Origin of the sequence: Duganella sp. (genome assembly GCF_039595735.1) — a bacterium.
In the GTDB taxonomy this organism is placed as follows: domain Bacteria; phylum Pseudomonadota; class Gammaproteobacteria; order Burkholderiales; family Burkholderiaceae_D; genus Rugamonas.
Genome location: NZ_JBCNLB010000001.1, coordinates 320141 through 337940, shown reverse-complemented (window position 1 = coordinate 337940; position 17800 = coordinate 320141). Strand labels below are relative to the sequence as shown.

Annotated in this window: 17 protein-coding genes; 9 read left to right on the top strand and 8 right to left on the bottom strand. The window is 63.7% G+C overall.

All coding sequences use genetic code 11. The annotated features are described in order from the left end of the window. Positions 1 to 19: 19 nt before the first annotated feature. Together gmd and ABDW57_RS01550 are read right to left on the bottom strand one after the other, a co-directional pair. A complete protein-coding gene (gene gmd, locus ABDW57_RS01555; protein WP_343728448.1) occupies positions 20 to 1063 on the bottom strand; it encodes a GDP-mannose 4,6-dehydratase in 1044 nt (347 codons plus the stop codon). A 226-nt stretch (positions 1064 to 1289) separates the two neighbouring features. Continuing rightward, the gene (locus tag ABDW57_RS01550; protein ID WP_343728447.1) at positions 1290 to 3608 is read right to left on the bottom strand and encodes an NADP-dependent malic enzyme; all 2319 of its coding nucleotides are present in this window, start codon (positions 3606 to 3608) and stop codon (positions 1290 to 1292) included. A 311-nt stretch (positions 3609 to 3919) separates the two neighbouring features. Here ABDW57_RS01550 and ABDW57_RS01545 point away from each other — a divergent pair, with 311 nt between their 5' ends. Together ABDW57_RS01545 and thiL are read left to right on the top strand one after the other, a co-directional pair. Further along, positions 3920 to 4318: a hypothetical protein gene (locus ABDW57_RS01545; protein WP_343728446.1), complete on the top strand. Its 399-nt coding sequence runs from the start codon at positions 3920 to 3922 to the stop codon at positions 4316 to 4318. Positions 4319 to 4336: 18 nt separating this feature from the next. Further along, positions 4337 to 5305, top strand: coding sequence for a thiamine-phosphate kinase (thiL, locus tag ABDW57_RS01540; RefSeq protein ID WP_343728445.1), 969 nt, complete (start codon positions 4337 to 4339; stop codon positions 5303 to 5305). Here the strand turns inward: thiL and ABDW57_RS01535 are convergent. After that, a complete protein-coding gene (locus tag ABDW57_RS01535) occupies positions 5290 to 7908 on the bottom strand; it encodes an EAL domain-containing protein (RefSeq protein WP_343728444.1) in 2619 nt (872 codons plus the stop codon). The genes thiL and ABDW57_RS01535 overlap by 16 nt on opposite strands. 179 nt (positions 7909 to 8087) lie before the next feature. On the opposite strand from ABDW57_RS01535, the gene ABDW57_RS01530 reads away from it, so the two are divergent. From ABDW57_RS01530 to ABDW57_RS01520, 3 genes are all read left to right on the top strand, one after another. Continuing rightward, positions 8088 to 8576, top strand: a complete 489-nt coding sequence (locus ABDW57_RS01530) for a CinA family protein (protein ID WP_343728443.1) — start codon at positions 8088 to 8090, stop codon at positions 8574 to 8576. 65 nt (positions 8577 to 8641) lie between these two features. Then, positions 8642 to 9382 (top strand): hypothetical protein, encoded by a 741-nt coding sequence (locus ABDW57_RS01525; RefSeq protein ID WP_343728442.1) that lies wholly within the window; start codon positions 8642 to 8644, stop codon positions 9380 to 9382. 6 nt (positions 9383 to 9388) lie between these two features. Beyond that, positions 9389 to 9940 (top strand): hypothetical protein, encoded by a 552-nt coding sequence (locus ABDW57_RS01520; RefSeq protein WP_343728441.1) that lies wholly within the window; start codon positions 9389 to 9391, stop codon positions 9938 to 9940. Here ABDW57_RS01520 and ABDW57_RS01515 read toward each other — a convergent pair whose 3' ends face one another. Next, complete coding sequence (locus ABDW57_RS01515; RefSeq protein WP_343728440.1) at positions 9941 to 10810, bottom strand: LysR family transcriptional regulator; 870 nt, start codon at positions 10808 to 10810, stop codon at positions 9941 to 9943. Positions 10811 to 10912: 102 nt separating this feature from the next. Here ABDW57_RS01515 and ABDW57_RS01510 point away from each other — a divergent pair, with 102 nt between their 5' ends. Continuing rightward, positions 10913 to 11968: an aldo/keto reductase gene (locus ABDW57_RS01510; RefSeq protein ID WP_343728439.1), complete on the top strand. Its 1056-nt coding sequence runs from the start codon at positions 10913 to 10915 to the stop codon at positions 11966 to 11968. Here the strand turns inward: ABDW57_RS01510 and ABDW57_RS01505 are convergent. Next, positions 11965 to 12543: a diguanylate cyclase gene (locus ABDW57_RS01505; protein WP_343728438.1), complete on the bottom strand. Its 579-nt coding sequence runs from the start codon at positions 12541 to 12543 to the stop codon at positions 11965 to 11967. The two genes, ABDW57_RS01510 and ABDW57_RS01505, sit on opposite strands and share 4 nt — an antisense overlap. 146 nt (positions 12544 to 12689) lie before the next feature. On the opposite strand from ABDW57_RS01505, the gene ABDW57_RS01500 reads away from it, so the two are divergent. Together ABDW57_RS01500 and ABDW57_RS01495 are read left to right on the top strand one after the other, a co-directional pair. Next, a complete protein-coding gene (locus ABDW57_RS01500; protein WP_161016449.1) occupies positions 12690 to 13016 on the top strand; it encodes a metalloregulator ArsR/SmtB family transcription factor in 327 nt (108 codons plus the stop codon). Beyond that, a complete protein-coding gene (locus ABDW57_RS01495; RefSeq protein WP_343728437.1) occupies positions 13013 to 14002 on the top strand; it encodes a cation diffusion facilitator family transporter in 990 nt (329 codons plus the stop codon). Before ABDW57_RS01500 ends, ABDW57_RS01495 begins: the two co-directional genes overlap by 4 nt. On the opposite strand, the gene cysK is transcribed toward ABDW57_RS01495, so the two are convergent. From cysK to ABDW57_RS01480, 3 genes are read right to left on the bottom strand one after another with little or no spacing between them, the layout of a single operon-like run. Beyond that, positions 13999 to 14931, bottom strand: coding sequence for a cysteine synthase A (gene cysK, locus ABDW57_RS01490; protein WP_343728436.1), 933 nt, complete (start codon positions 14929 to 14931; stop codon positions 13999 to 14001). The genes ABDW57_RS01495 and cysK overlap by 4 nt on opposite strands. Before the next feature lie 41 nt (positions 14932 to 14972). Further along, on the bottom strand, positions 14973 to 15470 hold the full coding sequence (locus ABDW57_RS01485) for an FKBP-type peptidyl-prolyl cis-trans isomerase (protein ID WP_343728435.1): 498 nt from the start codon (positions 15468 to 15470) through the stop codon (positions 14973 to 14975). 48 nt (positions 15471 to 15518) lie between these two features. Beyond that, entirely contained in the window at positions 15519 to 16358 is an 840-nt protein-coding gene (locus ABDW57_RS01480; protein ID WP_343728434.1) for a tRNA threonylcarbamoyladenosine dehydratase, read from the bottom strand. Between the two features lie 185 nt (positions 16359 to 16543). On the opposite strand from ABDW57_RS01480, the gene pdxH reads away from it, so the two are divergent. Beyond that, complete coding sequence (gene pdxH, locus ABDW57_RS01475) at positions 16544 to 17779, top strand: pyridoxamine 5'-phosphate oxidase (protein ID WP_343728433.1); 1236 nt, start codon at positions 16544 to 16546, stop codon at positions 17777 to 17779. The last annotated feature ends 21 nt before the right edge of the window (positions 17780 to 17800 follow it).

Below are 17800 nucleotides of genomic sequence, written 5' to 3'. Positions count from 1 at the left end.
GTACTCCTTAATGTGAAACTTAGAACGAGAAGCCGGCTTTATTGCGGCGCAGGTCGGCCTCCACCATCATCTGGCACAGTTGTTCCAGCGTGGTCGATGGCTTCCAGCCCAGTTCCCTGGTGGCCTTGGCCGGGTCGCCGATCAGCAGTTCCACTTCCGCAGGACGGTAAAACTTCGGATTCACGCGCACCAGCACCTTGCCGGTTTTCTTGCAGGTGCCGATTTCGTTGTCGGCCGAGCCGCTCCACTCCAGCGTCACGTCCACCGCCTTGAACGCCATCGACACGAAGTCGCGCACGGTCTCGGTGCGGTTGGTGGCCAGCACATAGGTATCAGGCTGGTCAGCCTGCAGGATGCGCCACATGCCTTCCACGTATTCCTTGGCGTAGCCCCAATCGCGCTTGGCGTCCAGATTGCCCAGCTCCAGCACGTCCAGCTTGCCGAGATGGATCTTGGCCACCGAATCGGTGATCTTGCGGGTAACGAACTCGCGGCCGCGCAGTGGCGACTCGTGGTTGAACAAAATGCCGGACGAGCCGAAGATGCCATACGACTCGCGGTAGTTCACCGTCATCCAGTGGGCATACAGCTTGGCCACGCCGTACGGGCTGCGCGGATAGAACGGCGTGTCTTCCTTTTGCGGCACGGCCTGCACCTTGCCGAACATCTCGGAAGTGGACGCCTGGTAGAAGCGGATCTTCGGATTGACAATGCGGATGGCTTCCAGCAGATTGACCGGGCCGACGCCGGTGATTTCCGCGGTGGTGACCGGCTGTTCGAAGGACACGCCGACGAAGCTTTGCGCGGCCAGGTTGTAGACCTCGTCCGGCTGCACGGTTTGCATCAGGCGGATGCTGGAGCTCAGGTCGGTCAGATCGTATTCCACCAGTTTCAGGTTCGGATGCGACTGGATGCCCAGTTCTTCGATACGCCAGAAATTAACCGAGCTGGTACGGCGATAAGTGCCAGTGACTTCGTAGCCTTTTTCCAGCAACAGTTCCGCCAGATAGGCGCCATCTTGGCCGGTGATGCCCGTGACCAGGGCTTTTTTCATTTTCTGCATGGTGAATGACGAATTCAAATCGTGGGTAATCTTAGTAACCCGATATTGTAACAGAGCGCTACATGAGCATTTCTCACGAAAACCCGCGTTTTACATCACTTACATCTTGTTACAGGAGAAATAACTCCGGGGTCAGGTCCGCCATTTCTACACGAACCCAGCTGTAGCGGTAGCTACAGCTGGGTTCGTGTAGAAATGGCGGACCTGACCCCGGAGTTGGGGTTGTTTAGGCGTTGCGGTGGGCGACGGCGTCCACCACGCACAGCGCGGTCATGTTGACGATGCGGCGCACGGTGGCCGATGGCGTCAGGATGTGCACCGGCTTGGCACAGCCCAGCAGGATGGGACCGACCGCAATGCCGTTGCCAGCCGCCGTTTTCACCAGGTTGTAGGCGATGTTGGCCGATTCGATGTTCGGCATCACCAGCAGGTTGGCATCACCGGTCAGGGTCGAGCCCGGCATGATCTGGTTGCGCAGCTTGGAGTCCAGCGCGGTGTCGCCGTGCATTTCGCCATCCACTTCCAGCGACGGATCGCGCTGCTTGACCAGTTCCAGCGCCGCACGCATTTTCTGCGCCGAGGCGTTGTTGGACGAGCCAAAGTTGGAGTGCGACAGCAGCGCGGCGCGCGGCGACAGGCCAAAGCGGCGCATTTCATCCGCAGCCATGCAGGTGATGGCGGCCAGTTCGTTCGGGTCCGGATTTTCGTTGACGTGGGTGTCGACCATCACCAGCTGGCGCTGCGGCAGCACCAGCACGTTCATGGCGGCGTACACGCAAGCGCCTTCGCGGCGGCCCAGCACCTGGTCGATGTAGTGCAGGTGCAGCTGGGTGGTGCCGAAGGTGCCGCAGATCATGCCGTCAGCGTCGCCCTTCTTGATCATCATGGCGCCGATCAGGGTGTGGCGGCGGCGCATTTCCAGCTTGGCGTACTCCTGCGTCACGCCTTTGCGGGCGGTCAGCTCGTAGTAGTCCTGCCAGTAGTCGCGGTAGCGCTCGTCGTGGTCGGGGTTGATGACGTCGAAGTCCACGCCCTGCTTCAGGCGCAGGCCGAATTTGGTGATGCGCGCTTCCAGCACGGCCGGACGGCCCACCAGGATGGGACGCGCCAGTTTTTCATCGACCACCACCTGCACCGCACGCAGCACGCGCTCTTCCTCGCCTTCGGCGTAGACGATGCGCTTGGCGTCCAGCGGCGCTTTCTTGGCCACCGCGAACAGCGGCTTCATGAAGGTGCCCGAACGGTAGACGAATTGCTGCAGGCTTTCTTCGTAGGCTTGCAGGTCTTTGATCGGACGGGTGGCCACGCCCGAATCCTCGGCCGCCTTGGCCACCGCCGGGGCGATCTTGGTCAGCAGGCGCGGGTCGAACGGCATCGGGATCAGGTAGTCCGGCCCGAACGACAGGTTGCTGAAGCCGTAGGTGGTGGCAACGATGTCCGACTGCTCGGCGTGCGCCAGCTCGGCAATCGCGTGCACCACGGCGATTTCCATTTCGCGGGTGATGGTGGTGGCGCCGCAGTCCAGCGCACCGCGGAAGATGTACGGGAAGCACAGCACGTTGTTGACCTGGTTCGGGTAGTCCGAACGGCCAGTGCACATGACGGCGTCGCCGCGCACGGCTTTCACGTCTTCCGGCAGGATTTCCGGATTCGGATTGGCCAGCGCCAGGATCAGCGGATTCGGCGCCATGGCCTTGACCATGTCCTGCTTCAGCACGCCGCCGGCCGACAGGCCGAGGAAGATGTCGGCGTCCGGGATCACTTCGGCCAGGGTGCGGGCCGGGGTGTCACGGGCGAAGCGTTCCTTGTCCGGGTCCATCAGCTCGGTACGGCCCTGGTAGACCACGCCAGCCAGGTCGGTGACGAAGATGTTTTCAATCGGGAAGCCGAGGTCGACGATCAGGTCCAGGCAGGCCAGCGCGGCCGCGCCGGCGCCGGACACCACCAGCTTGCACTTCTTGATGTCTTTGCCGACCAGCGAGATGCCGTTCAGGATGGCGGCGCCGACAATGATGGCGGTGCCGTGCTGGTCGTCGTGGAACACCGGAATCTTCATGCGCTCGCGCAGCTTGCGCTCGATGGTGAAGCATTCCGGCGCCTTGATGTCTTCCAGGTTGATGCCGCCGAAGGTCGGTTCCAGCGCGGCGATCACGTCCACCAGCTTGTCCGGGTCCGATTCATTGATTTCGATGTCGAACACATCGATGCCGGCGAATTTCTTGAACAGCACGCCCTTGCCTTCCATCACCGGCTTGGCGGCCAGCGGCCCGATGTTGCCCAGGCCCAGCACGGCGGTGCCGTTGGTGATCACCGCCACCAGGTTGCCGCGGGCGGTGTATTTATAAGCATTGGCCGGGTCGATGACGATTTCTTCGCAGGGCGCGGCCACGCCCGGGGAGTAGGCCAGCGCCAGGTCGCGCTGGTTGGTCAGTTGCTTGGTGGGCGTAACGCTGATTTTGCCTGGGGTCGGAAACTCGTGGTATTCCAGCGCCGAAGCGCGTAATTGTTGACGAATTGCTTCTTTTTTCTCAGGTGACGAATCCATGCTTTACTGCCTTCCCATATTTGTGCGATCGAAGGCCTATGATTTTATCAGACCAATTCTTTCATTTAAGTAGGTATTTTCACCAACTGGCATCGGCGTTGGCGGCATTTTTCCTGAACATCGCGGCGGTTAGCCGAATTTTTGCCACAATAAACTATGGATAAGCTCAATATAATCCATTTTCCGGAATCATTATGTTTAGCTATCAACCGATGAAATTTGATTGATATTGTCGATATTTCACCATGCGGAGCGTGCTGGCGCGTAATTCGGCTAAGCTAAAGCTGTCAACCGTTCATCAGGAGAATCCCATGTCCGCCTTGATTGTTTCCAAACGACTTCCTGAACCGGCCGGGGCATCGCCGCAGGGCGCCGCCTGGCAACAATTGCTGCGCTGGCAGGAAAATGCCCAGCCGCTGGCATTTGTCTATACCCGCTCGCTGGGCGGGCTGATCCACACCGGCCAGGGCAAGCTGGACCAGCTGACGCTGGACGCGGCCACCATCGAGGCCGGCGCCAGCAAGCTGTACATCGTGCTGGCCGGCGCCAGTTACGAAGCCGGGCCGCAGCTGTTTTTCACGCCGAATATGCTGAGCCGCTTCCATGTCAACGGCGTGGCGCTGCGGCTGGCCAATCACGACTGGCTGTTCCTGTCAGACGAGTCGCTGCCGGCCATCGGCATGGAAAACCTGCAAAAGCGGATTGAATAGCGGCGGTACAATACCGCCATGCTCTCCGAATTCGACCTCATCAAGGAATACTTCCAGCGTCCCCAGCATGCCACGCGCGCCGCGCTCGGCATCGGCGACGATTGCGCCCTGATCGCGCCCACCCCCGGCATGCAGACCGCCATTTCGTCCGACATGCTGGTGGAAGGCCGCCATTTCTTTGCCGGTGAAGAGGCGCTGCGGCTGGGCCACAAGGCGCTGGCGGTCAACCTGTCCGATCTGGCGGCGATGGGTGCGCGCCCGGTCGGGTTTACCCTGGCGCTGGCCCTGCCCGCCGCCGACCGCGCCTGGCTGCAGGGGTTTGCGCAAGGCCTGTTTGCGCTGGCCGACGCCTTCAACATCGAGCTGATCGGCGGCGACACCACCAAGGGCCCGCTCAACATCTGCATCACCGTGTTTGGCGAAGTGGCGCCGGGCCGCGCCCTGCGCCGCAGCGCCGCCCGGCCCGGCGACGATATCTGGATTTCCGGCACGCTGGGCGACGCCCGCTTGGCGCTGGCCGCATACCGCCAGGAACTCACGCTGGAGCGCTCCGCGCTGGAAACGGCGGCCGTGCGCCTGCACATGCCGGTGCCGCGCGTGGAACTGGGCGTGCTGCTGGCCGAACAGGGCATCGCCCACGCGGCGATCGATATTTCAGACGGCCTGATTGGCGACCTGGGCCATATTCTCAAGCTGTCGCAGGTGGGCGCCACGCTGGATCTGGATGCGCTGCCGGCCGGCGACATTCTGGCCACGCGCGACACCGCCCTGCGCCGCGCCTACAGCGCCGCTGGCGGCGATGATTACGAGCTGTGCTTCACGGCGCCGGCGGCGGCGCGCGCGGCCATCCTGACGGCGGCCGGCAGCGTGGCCACGCCGGTCACGCGGGTCGGCAGCATCGAGGCGCAAGCCGGCTTGCGGCTGGTGGACGCCGGCGGCGCGGCGCTGGACTTACAGCTGGCCGGCTTCGATCACTTCACTTCCTGAACCGCCGGCTGCAGCGCGGTGGCATCCTCGCCGGGCTCGCCGGCCAGCTTGCCGCTGCCATGCATCAGCCAGTAATGGTGGAAGGCCAGGCGGATATTGTCGCGCAGCTGGGTGTCATCCCACGGCTTGGTGTAGAAGCGGTAGATGGCGCCGCGGTTGATCGAATCCAGCACCGCCTCCAGCCCGGTGTAGCCGGACAGGATGATGCGGATGGTTTCCGGATAGATTTCCTTGACCTTGCTGAGAAATTCGGTGCCGCTCATCACCGGCAGGCGCTGGTCGCATACGATGACCTGCACCGGATGCAGCGCCAGCAACTCGAACGCCTCGGTCGGCGTGGCGGCGGTGAGGATCTGGTAACCGTCGCGCCGGAACAGGCGATGCAGCGAGGACAGCACGTTCACATCTTCATCGACAATCAGCAGGGTCTGCGCCGCCTGGCTGGCCTCGCCCGGCGCCGGCGGCAGGCTGCGCGCCGACCGCACCAGCTGCCCCAGTTCCTCCGGCGGCAGCGGCCGGCTGAAGAAATAGCCCTGAATCTCGTCGCAGCGGCTGCGCCGTAAATATTCCAGCTGGGCGCGCGACTCCACGCCTTCGGCTATCACTTGCAGCTTGAGGCTGTGCGCCATGCTGATGATGGCCAGCGCAATCGCCGCATCGTTGGGATTGGTGGTAATTTCGCGCACGAAGGCGATGTCGATTTTCAGCTTGTCGATCGGGAAGCGCTGCAAATACGCCAGCGACGAGTAGCCGGTGCCGAAGTCATCGATCGCTGCCTTGACGCCGATCGCCTTCAGGTTCTTCAGCACCGTGATGGTGCGGTCGGCGTTCGACATCAGCGCGGTTTCGGTCAGCTCCAGCTCCAGCAATTCGGGCGGCACCTGATGGCGCGCCAGGGCGTCGCGCACCTCCTGCTCCAGATCGCCTTCCACGAACTGGCGGCTGGCGACGTTGACCGCCACCCGCACCGGGCCGGTGCCGTCGCCCAGCCAGGCGGCGATCTGCTTGCAGGCGGCATCGATGATCCAGTTGCCGACCCGCACCACCAGTCCGGTATCTTCCAGCACCGGCACGAACTCGGCCGGGTAGATCAGGCCAAAGCCCGGCCGCTGCCAGCGCAGCAGCGATTCGACGCCGGCAATCGCGCCGGTATGCAGGTTGACCTTGGGCTGGTAGTGCAGGCGCAGCTCGTCGTTGTCGAAGGCGCGCCGCAGCGCCAGTTCCATGTCCAGCCGCGCCAGCACTTGCACGTTCATGCCGGCGGTGAAGAAACGGTAGCCGTCGCGCCCGGCCTGCTTGGCGCGCGACATGGCGGTGTCGGCGTACTTGACCAGCGTTTCCGGATCGGTGGCGTCGTCCGGGTACATGGCGATGCCGATGCTGGCGCTGAGCACGGCCTGCTGGCCGTCCAGCTCAAACGGCTGGCGCAGCGCGTCGCGCACTTCGTTGGCGGCGTTGACGGCGTCCTGCTGGTCGCGGTTCATGGTCAGGATCAGGGCGAACTCGTCGCCGCCCAGGCGGCCGGCGGTGTCGCGGATGCGCACGCACTGCACCAGGCGGTTGCTGAACTGGCGCAGCAAATCGTCGCCGCGCCCGGTGCCGAGCGAGTCATTGATGCTCTTGAAGCGGTCCAGCCCGACCACCAGCACGGCAATGCGCCAGGCCTTGTCCTGCGCCAGCGCGATGACGTCGCCCAGGGTCTTGAAGAACAGCGTGCGGTTCGGCAGGCCGGTCAGGCTGTCGTAGTGGGCCATGCGCTGCAGCAGTTCTTCGGCCTGGCGGCGTTCGCTGATATCGCGCGCCACGCCCAGCATCACCGACGGCTGGCCGGGGCGCTGCAGCAATTGCCAGTACAGCTCGACCGGCACGGCGATCAGGTCGCGCCGCATCAGCTCCAGCTCGGCCAGCTCCGGGGCACGCGCCGGGCCAACGGCGGCGGCGTAGTCGGCCATGCGCTCGGCCTGCTTGCGCAGAGCGTCCGGCGTGCCCAGGCCGAGCCGGCTGGCGCTCTGGCCCAGCATCTCGGCGCGCGGATAGGCCAGCATGCGGCAGGCGCCCTCGTTGACGTCCACCACTTCCGCGCTCTCGGTGTCCAGCAGGAAGATGGCGTCCGCGGTGGCATCCATGGCGCTGCGGAAGCGCTGCAGTTCGGCGGTCCGGTCGCGCACGGTCTGTTCCAGGCGGGCGTTGTAGCTGCGCTCGCGCGCATGCAGCAGGCGCATCTCCAGCATATTGCGGATGCGCATCAGGGTCTCGATCGGATCGAATGGTTTGCTGATGAAGTCGCGCGCGCCGCTTTCGAAGGCGCGCATCTTGTGATCGGGCTGGGCGGTCACCACCAGGATCGGCAGCCAGCCGTCCGGCTCCAGCGGCTTGAGCGCTTCCATCACCTCGAAGCCGCTCATGCCGGGCATTTGCAGGTCAAGGATGATGAGGTCGTAGCGGTGTTCGGCGTGCCAGCCGGCCACCACGCGCGGGTCGGTGGTGGAGCTGACGGCCTTGTAACCCGTGGCGTTGAGCAGGTATTCCAACAATTCCACATTCACCGGCTGATCGTCCACGATCAGGATGCGAGCGTGGGAAATGTCGTTTTGACTGATCATGGCGCCTCCGGTGGCAACGTGCTCGACAGTAGATTAACAGTCTGTACAAATGGTGGCGCACGACTGGGCATTTTTGCAACACATTGCCACTATAACAAATTTTCGTGCAGCGCTGGCATCGGGCCGGAAGTGCATGGTACAGTGATAGCAAGCCCCAGCCAGTCAGAGAAGGAGAAGCCATGAGCAACAGCGACACCATCCTCGATCTCGCCGCGCAAGTCGGCAAAGCGTTACAAGACAAAGGGCTGATACTGGCCACCGCGGAATCGTGCACCGGCGGCGGCGTGGCCCAGGCCATCACCGAAATCGCCGGCTCGACCGGCTGGTTCGATTGCGGCTTCATCACCTATTCGAACGCCTCCAAGACCGAGATGCTGGACGTGTCCGCCGCGCTGATCGCGCAGATGGGCAGCGTGTCGGAAGAAGTGGCCGGCGCCATGGCCACCGGCGCGCTGGGTTCCAGCAATGCGCACATCGCGGTCTCCACCACCGGCATCGCCGGCCCCACCGGCGCCGTGCCGGGCAAGCCGGTGGGCACGGTGTGCTTCGGCTGGGCCAATGCGGACACCGTGCACACCGAGCGCCTGGTGTTCAGCGGCGACCGCCGCGCAGTGCGCGAGCAGACCGTGATTCATGCGTTGCAAGGGCTGCTACGCTTCATCAACTAGGAAGTTGCCTTCGTGCGGCAAAACAATTACTCTCGACGCATTCACATGCGTTTCGGGAGTGGTTGATGCAAAACACGGTACATTTTATTCTCCAGGGTAAAGGCGGCATCGGCAAGACGCTGGTCTCGACCATCCTTGCGCAGTGGATCGCCAGCAAGGACGTGGCCGAAGGCCAGCAGCCGCTGCGCTGCTACGACACCGACCAGGAGAATGCGACCTTCTCGCGCTACAAGGCGATGAACGTCAAGCATGTGCCGGTGATGACCGACAGCCGCAGCATCGACAACAAGCGCTTTGACGCGCTGATGATCGATATCCTGGAACAAGAAGGCAACTGCGTGATCGACAACGGCGCCAACACCTTCTCGCCGCTGATGGGTTACCTGATCGAGAACGATTGCTTTGCGCTGCTGCAGGATTCCGGCCGCAAGGTCTACATCCACACCATCGTGGGCGGCGGCGACACCCTGCACGACACCGCCATGGGTTTCGTCTCCACCGCCAAGGCCACCAATGTGCCGCTGGTGCTGTGGGAGAACGAACACTTCGGCCTGCTGCAATCGGCGGCCGGCAAGCAATTCATCGAGTCGCAGACCTATGCCGACAACGCCTCGCGCGTGGTGGGCCGGGTGGTGCTGTCGGCGCGCAATGCCGATACCTTTGGCGCCGACATCAAGAAGATGAACACCGCGCGCCTGACCGCCAACGAGGTCAAGGAAAGCGATAAATTCAATGTGATGGAAAAGCAGCGCATCAAGGTCGTGTTCCGCGACCTGTTCGAGCAACTCGACAAAGTGCAGTGGTAAGCGGCCATGGATCAGCAAAAGCTGCGGTCCCTGGTGTTTGAAAAAACCGGCGTCAAGATCGACGTCGACGATCCCGTGTTCGCGCTGGTGGCCTTGAACGAGGCGGTGCTGGAAGAAGCGGTGGAGCGCCATGTGGCGCGCATCGACGCCGCCTCGCAGGAGCTGGCGCAGCAGGCGCGCGCGGCCGGCGGCCTGGCCGCTGCGCCGCACGGCCGGCACGAGGGCGCGCATGAACACGCACACGAGGGGCCGGCCCACCCAGCACACGCCGGCGGCCAGCCGCCGGGCTATGTGCCGACGCCTTCCTCCGGACCGGTGCGGCCGATCGCCACCCAGTCGCCGTCGGTGACGCCGCGCGAACTGCGGCTGCTGGGGGCCGCGGCCGGCATCGCCATCCTGACCGCGCTGATCGTGCTGGGCGGCCAGACGGCGTTCCACAAATCCGGCCTCAGCGCCGAGCAAACCCGGGCCCTGGAGCGCGCGGCCAGGTTGGAACAGGCCCTGCAAAACCTCGACCCCAAGCTGCGCGCCCAACTGCCGCCCGAACTACAGAAATAATCAGCTGAAGCGGGGCGCGACTATGCCGGCCAGAAAGCCGGACACCGCGCGCACCCGCGCCGATGCGCTCAGGTCGGCATGCGTGACCAGCCAGATACCATTGCTGAACACGTCCTCCGGCGGCACCACACGCACCAGCTGCGGCGCCGTCGCCAGAAAATCCGGCACGATGGCCAGGCCCAGGCCGGCGCACACGGCCGCAATCTGCGTCGGCAGGCTGGACGTCGCCAGCACCACTTGCTCCGGCGCCACCTTGGCGGCCCACCAGCGCGCTGCCGGCAAGTGGCTGCGCGCCTCATCCCAGGTGATCACCGCCCGTCCGGCCAGCGGATCGCTGCCGGTCTGCGGATGGTGTTCCAGATAAGCGCGGCTGGCGTACACGCTGTAGCTCATGCTGCCCAGGCCGCGCACCTTGAGGTTGCCGCTGGTCGGCCGCACCACGCGCAAGGCCAGATCCGCCTCGCGCCGCCCCAGCTCGACCGTGGTGGTGGTGGTGACGATCTCCAGCTGCAGCTTGGGATGGCGCTGCATGAAGGCTGGCAAGGCTGGAATCACCAGATCGCACGCCAGGTTTTCCGAGGTGGCCACGCGCACCGTGCCGCTGACATTGGCATCCAGCGCTGCGGCGCCGCGCTCCACCGCCAGCATGCCCTCTTCCACCGCCTCGGCCCGCTTGAGGATTTCCTGTCCCTCGTCGGTCAGCAGATAGCCGGTCTGGTGCCGCTCGAACAGCCGCGCCCGCAGGCTGGTCTCCAGTTCGCTGATGCGCCGCGCCACTGTCGACTGACTGGTGCGCAAGCTGGCTGAAGCGCGCGTCAGGCTGCCCGTGCGCGCCACCGCGAGGAAGAATTTGAGGTCGTTCCAGTCCATGAGCGTTTTCTATTTTTAGAAAATGATCCCCCGATTATTTGCATTTTTATAGCAAAAATCAATGCCTATATTGGAGGCTGATCACCTCGACAGGAGCACATCATGCAATACAAAACTCTCGGCAATACCGGCCTGCTGGTTTCGCAACTGTGCCTCGGCACCATGACCTTCAGCAATGGCGCCGGCATCTACAAGCACATCGGCAATGTCGGCCAGCAAGAGGCGGACCAGCTGGTGCGCGCCGCGTTTGACGCCGGCGTGAATTTCTTCGACACCGCGGACGTGTACTCGGGCGGCGCCAGCGAGGAGACGCTGGGCCAGTCGTTCAAGAATCTCGGCATCGCCCGTTCGGACGTGGTGCTGGCCACCAAGGTCTACAGCCGCATGGGCCAGGGCCGCAATGACGTCGGCGCTTCGCGCGGCCACATCATGGATGCGGTCGAGGCCAGCCTGCGCCGTCTGCAGACCGACCATATCGACCTGTACCAGATCCACGCCAACGACACCGTGACGCCGGTCGATGAAACGCTGCGCGCGCTGGACGATCTGGTCACCCAAGGCAAGGTGCGCTATGTGGGCGTGTCCAACTGGCAGGCGTGGAAAATCGCCCGCTCGCTGGGTGTGTCGGCGCAGAAGGATCTGGCGCGCTTTGAAACCGTGCAGGCTTATTACTCCATCGCCGGCCGCGATGTCGAGCGTGAAATCGTGCCGCTGCTGGAAGCAGAAAAAATGGGCCTGCTGGTATGGAGTCCGCTGGCGGGCGGTCTGATGTCGGGCAAATTCACGCGCCACAACCAGAAGCCGGGCGACTCGCGCCGCTCGGACTTCGACTTCCCGATTGTCGACAAGGAACGCGCCTGGAATATCATCGACGTGCTGGCGCCGATCGCGGCAGCGCACCAGTGCAGCCCGGCGCGCGTGGCGCTGGCGTGGCTGCTGTCCAAGCCGGTGGTGACCTCGGTGATCATGGGCGCCAAGCGCGTCGACCAGTTGCAGGACAATCTGGCCGCCGCCGGGCTCAAGCTCAGCGCCGACGAGCTGCGCCTGCTGGATGCAGTCAGCGCCCTGCCGCCGGAATATCCGGGCTGGATGCTGGCCACCCAGGGCGCCGACCGCCTCGGCCCGGTCGACCTGTGGAGCAAGGCGGTCAACGCCTAAGCAGTCCGTTGCACCTTGCGCTGGTAACGGCCGCGCAAGGTGCGCAGGAATTCTTCGCCGTACGGCAACAGTTCAAACAGCACGATGGCAACCATCAGCCACACCACATAGTGGCGCGGCAGCGGCGACTCTTTCCAGCGCAGGCTGAAGTCGGCCGCCTCCGGGCCGATGCCCAGCAGCGCCGTGAACTGCGGCCAGTGCAGCAGCGCCACCATCGACACCGCCATCAGCGGCAGCATTTCCAGGAAGCTGTGGATGTGCTGCTCCAGCGGCGTCACCACGCGCCGCGTGACGGCATAGCTGACATCCCACATGGCCGTGGCCTCATGCACGAAAAAGGCGGCGATCATGAACAGCAGCACCAGCGCATTCACTTGCAGAAACAGGGCGGCCAGCACCGGCAGGCCCATCTCGGCCAGCATCAGCAGGTGGATCATCGATTCCTTCGGCCCGCTGTTGTGTTCGATGCCGGCACGGCGGTGCATCACCCAGTCCGCCACCCCGGCCGCCAGCCACAGCGGCACGATGAAATACATCAGATATTGTTCGCTCAGTTGACTTAAATCGGTAGGCATGACTGTTCTCCCGTCAAGTTGACCTGTTGCCATGCTAGGGCGCACTGTTGCAGTTAGCCATAGGACTGTGGGCTGCTGCGGCGTCGGACTATGCCGTCAGGGCAAATCTCTGCTAACATATGAACACCTATTCATTTGTTAGCATCATGAGCTGCCAACACGACTATTCCAACTGCGATCCGCAGATCGCGCAGCTGGCCGACCTGTTCCATCTGCTCGGTGACCCGACGCGCCTGCGGATAGTGCTGGCCTGCATGCCGGCGCCGATTGCCGTCAGCGAGATCGCCGCTACACTGGAATTGAGCGGCTCGCTGGTGAGCCACCACCTGCGCCTGCTGCGCGCGGCGCGCATCGTCAAGTCCGAGCGCCAGGGCAAGCAAGTTTTCTATTCCGCCGCCGACGCCCATATCAGCGGCGTACTCAACGATATGCTGGAACATATCGCCGAACCTTCCACCGGGACCGAAGCATGAGCAAGCACCACGATCACCACCACCATGATCACGACCACCATCATGACCATCACCACGGACATGATCACAGCCATGCCCACGGCCATCACCACCATCACGGCGACCCCAACACCATGGGCCGCGCCTTCGCCATCGCCATCGTGCTCAACACGGCATTTGTGGCGATCGAATTCTTCTACGGCTTCCTGGCCAACTCCACCGCGCTGATGGCCGATGCCGGCCACAACCTGTCCGACGTGCTGGGCCTGATGCTGGCCTGGGGCGCCGCCATCCTGGCCAGACGCGCGCCCAACAACCGCTATACCTATGGCCTGCGCAGCACTTCCATGCTGGCCGCGCTGTTCAACGCCATGCTGCTCATGGCCGCGTGCGGCGGCATCGCGTTTGAAGCGGTGCAGCAACTGCTGCATCCCGATCCGGTGGCCGGCCTGACGGTGTCGGTGGTGGCCGGGGTCGGCATTCTGGTGAACGGCTTCTCGGCCTGGCTGTTCATGGCCGGCAGCAAGGATGACATCAACATCCGCGGCGCCTACCTGCACATGGCGGCCGATGCGGCCATCTCGCTGGGCGTGCTGGTGGCCGGCGTGATCGTGCGCTACACGGCCTGGAACTGGCTGGACCCGCTGGTGAGCATGATCATCGTCGCCTTCATCGTGGCCAGCACCTGGTCGCTGCTCAAGCAGTCGCTGCGCATGATGCTGGCGGCGGTGCCGGACAATGTGGACCGCGCCGAGGTTGAACAATTCCTGCGCAAGCAGCCAGGCGTGGCCAAGGTGTGCGACCTGCACATCTGGGCCATGAGCACCACCGAGAACGCCTTGACCGCGCAGCTGGTCACGCCGGCCGGCTATCCGGGCGACAGCGTGATGGATGCCATCAGCAAGGAGCTGCGCGAAGAATTCTCGATCAAGCACAGCACCCTGCAAGTGCGCACCAGCGCCAGCGAGCAGGAGTGCTGCTTAAAGGACGTGGCGCCCGCCCACTAATCCGCCAGATTGGCGTACAGGGCGGTACTCAGATAGCGCTCGCCATACGACGGGATCACGGTGACGATGATCTTGTCGGCACTCTCCGGCCGCTGCGCCACCTGCAACGCCGCCCACAAGGCGGCGCCGGAGGATATCCCCACCAGCAGTCCCTCCTCGCTGGCCGCGCGGCGCGCGGTGGCAAACGCGTCCTCGTTTGCCACGCAGACGATCTCATCGTAGATTTTAGTGTTGAGCACGGCCGGCACAAAGCCGGCGCCGATGCCCTGGATCGGGTGCGATCCCTTGCTGCCCCTGGACAGGATCGGCGAGGCTTCCGGCTCCATCGCCACCACGCGGAAGTCTGGCTTGCGCGCCTTGATCACCTCGCCCACGCCGGTGATGGTGCCGCCGGTGCCGATGCCGGCCACCAGCATGTCGACCCGGCCATCGGTATCGTGCCAGATTTCCTCGGCGGTGGTGCGGCGGTGCACCTCGGGATTGGCGGGATTGTTGAACTGCTGCGGCATCAGATAGCGCGCATCGGACGCCGCCAGGGCGTCGGCGCGGCGGATGGCGCCCAGCATGCCCTCGCTGCCGGGCGTCAGGATCAGCTCGGCGCCGTAAGCGCGCAGCAGCATGCGCCGTTCGCGGCTCATGGTGTCCGGCATCACCAGCGTGCAGCGGTAGCCGCGCGCCGCGCACACCATGGCCAGCGCGATGCCGGTGTTGCCGCTGGTCGGTTCAAGGATGATGGTGTCGGGACGGATTTGCCCGGCCGCTTCGGCCGCTTCGATCATGGCCAGGCCGATGCGGTCTTTCACGCTGTGGGCCGGGTTGTAATATTCCAGCTTGACCAGGATCTGGGCGCTGCTGCCCTTGGTCAGGCGCTTCAGCCGCACCAGCGGGGTGTGGCCGATCAGCTCAGTAACATCGTTGGCAATCTTCATGAAGAACCTCCGAATGGGGACGGAGGTTCCAGTCTACGCCTTTATTTGACGTCCACCAGTTCGACGTCGAAGATCAGGGCCGAATTTGGCGGAATGTTGCTGCCCGGCGAAGGACGCGAGCCGTAGGCCAGCTCGGACGGAATGATCAGGGTGCGCTTGCCGCCCACCTTCATGCCGCGGATGCCCTGGTCCCAGCCCTTGATCACGCGGCCGGCGCCCAGCACGAAGTCCAGCGGCTCGCCGCGCGGGATGGAGGAGTCGAACAGCTTGCCGTGCATATTCTTGGCCAGCGGGCGGTACAGCCAGCCGGAGTAATGCATGAACACGGTGGCGCCCACGGTGGCTTCCTTGCCGGTGCCGATCTTGGTGTCGGTGATGATCAGCTGTTCGGCGGCCGGGCCGGGGGTGGCGGAGCCGACCACGACCGGTTCGGCTGGCGCGGCAGCCGGGGCGGCCGGGGCGGCTTCGGATTGCGGCGCTTGCGCCTGGGCGACGGCAGCAGCCAACAGCATGGCGGCGAAAACGGAACTACGCTTCATGTGGTGTTCTTTCGATGAGTTCTGTAGACAGCTTGGAATGATAGCAAACTAGGCGGCGTCCGGGGACGATGTTGGCAAGGCGCCATCGGCCAGCTTGCGCAGCGCGTGGCCGGCGCACACCATGCCGAAGGTGGCGGTCACCACCATCGCCGAGCCGAAGCCGGCGCAATTCAGGCCGGTGACGCCGCCGCTGCGGTCGTCGCCATCCACCGTGCAGACCTCGCCGGTTTCCGGGAATTTCAGCGGCTCGGTGGAAAACACGGCATCGATGTGGAACTTGGTTTTCTCGCCGCGCGGGAAGCCGTACTGGGCGCGCATGATCTTGCGCACTTTTTTCAACAGCGGTTCCTGCTCGGTCTTGGCCAGGTCGCGCACCGAGATTTGCGCGGCGTCGGTCTTGCCGCCGGCGCTGCCGATGGTGATCACCGGCAGATCATGCCGGCGCGCCCAGGCCAGCATGGCGGCCTTGGCCTTGACGGAATCGGTGGCGTCGATCAGGTAATCGTACTTGCCGATGCCGATCATCTGTTCGATGTTGTCCGGATCGACAAATTCCTCGATCTGGTTGACCTGGCAGAACGGGTTGATCTGGGCGATGCGCTCGGCCAAGGCGGTAATCTTGGCCATGCCGACGGTGCTGCTGAGGGCCTGGATCTGGCGGTTGATATTCGATTCGGCCACGTTGTCGAGATCGATCAGCGTCAGCTGGCCGATGGCGCTGCGCGCCAGCGCCTCGACGATCCACGAGCCGACGCCGCCGACGCCGACCACGCAGATGTGCGCGGTGCGGAAACGCTCCAGCGCATGCGCGCCATACAGGCGGGCGATGCCGCCAAAGCGGCGCTCAAAGTCGACATCGTCGACATCAGGGGGAGAAATGCTGTTCATGCCGCCATTTTAACGGACTGCGGCCCACCCCACGAATTCGGGGTCAGCTCTGTCATTCGGACAAATAAAAATCGTTTTGATATTTCTCAAATACCGTTCGTGCGTGTCCGAATGTCAGAGCTGACCCCGACTTGCGGGTGAGTTATTTTAGAATAGGGGGATTACCAGCCAGAGCCCCCCACGCCATGAGCAATTCCTTGTATGACACCGCCCCCGATTTCAGCCAGCCGATCGCTGTGCTGAAGCATTGCCACGACCGCATCCGCAAGCAGCTGACCACGCTGCAGAATCTGCTGGCCCACCTGCCCAAGCATGGCGCCGATGCCGAGGCCCAGAAGGCCGCGCAAGCGGTGTTGAAATACTTTAACAATGCCGCCCATCTGCACCACGAAGATGAGGAGCAAAACCTGCTGCCCATGCTGCACGCCACCGCCCGCGACGCCGATGCCGTCCTGTTGGCGGAGTTGACGCCCGGCATTTTGGCCGGTCACCAGCAGATGGATAGAGACTGGTCTATAATCAAATCGCAACTTGAGCAGATTGCCAATGGCGCCGGTGCTTCCCTCTCGGCCAGCGATGTCGCCCGTTTCTGCGACACTTACGCGGCCCACATGGTGGTGGAGGAATCCCATATCGCGCCGATGGCCAAGCGCCTGTTCAGCGCCGAGCAAATGGCGCAACTGGGCAGCGCGATGCAGGTGCGGCGCGGGATCCCCCCCGCCCTGCCAGTCAGCCAGGTGCCCGAACAACAAGCCGTGCCGCTCAATAATACGGTGGCCGACGGCGTGGTACTGGCTGATCTGCGCCTCGACTACGGCCGCGCCAGCCTGACGGAACATGATGTGCTGGACGATCCAATCGCCCAGTTCGGCAAGTGGTTTGAGGAAGCCCTGCACGCCAAGGTCAATGAGCCGAACGCGATGAGCGTGGCCACCGTCGACGCCGACGGCAAGCCCAGTTCGCGCATTGTCCTGATCAAGCAATATGACCAGCGCGGCTTCACGTGGTACACCAATTACGAGAGCCAGAAAGGCCAGCAGCTGCGCGCCAATCCGCATGCCGCGCTGCTGTTCTTTTGGAGTGAACTTGAACGCCAGGTGCGGATCGAAGGTAAGGTGGTGCAGACCTCCGCCGAGGAAAGCGACACCTATTTTTACAGCCGGCCGGTGAAGAGCCAGATCGCTGCCATCGCTTCGCAGCAGAGCGCGCCCATCGCCAGCCGGGAACAGATGGAAGCCAATTACGATGCGGCGGCCGCCGCCAGCGGCGCGCAGCCGGTGCGGCCGGCGCACTGGGGCGGTTATCGTCTCGATCCGCAACGCATCGAGTTCTGGCAGGGCCGCCGCTCGCGCTTCCATGATCGGATTGTGTATGTCAAGCAGGCAGATGGCAACTGGATAAAGGAGCGTTTGCAGCCGTAAGCAAGCCGCCTCCTTTTTTTA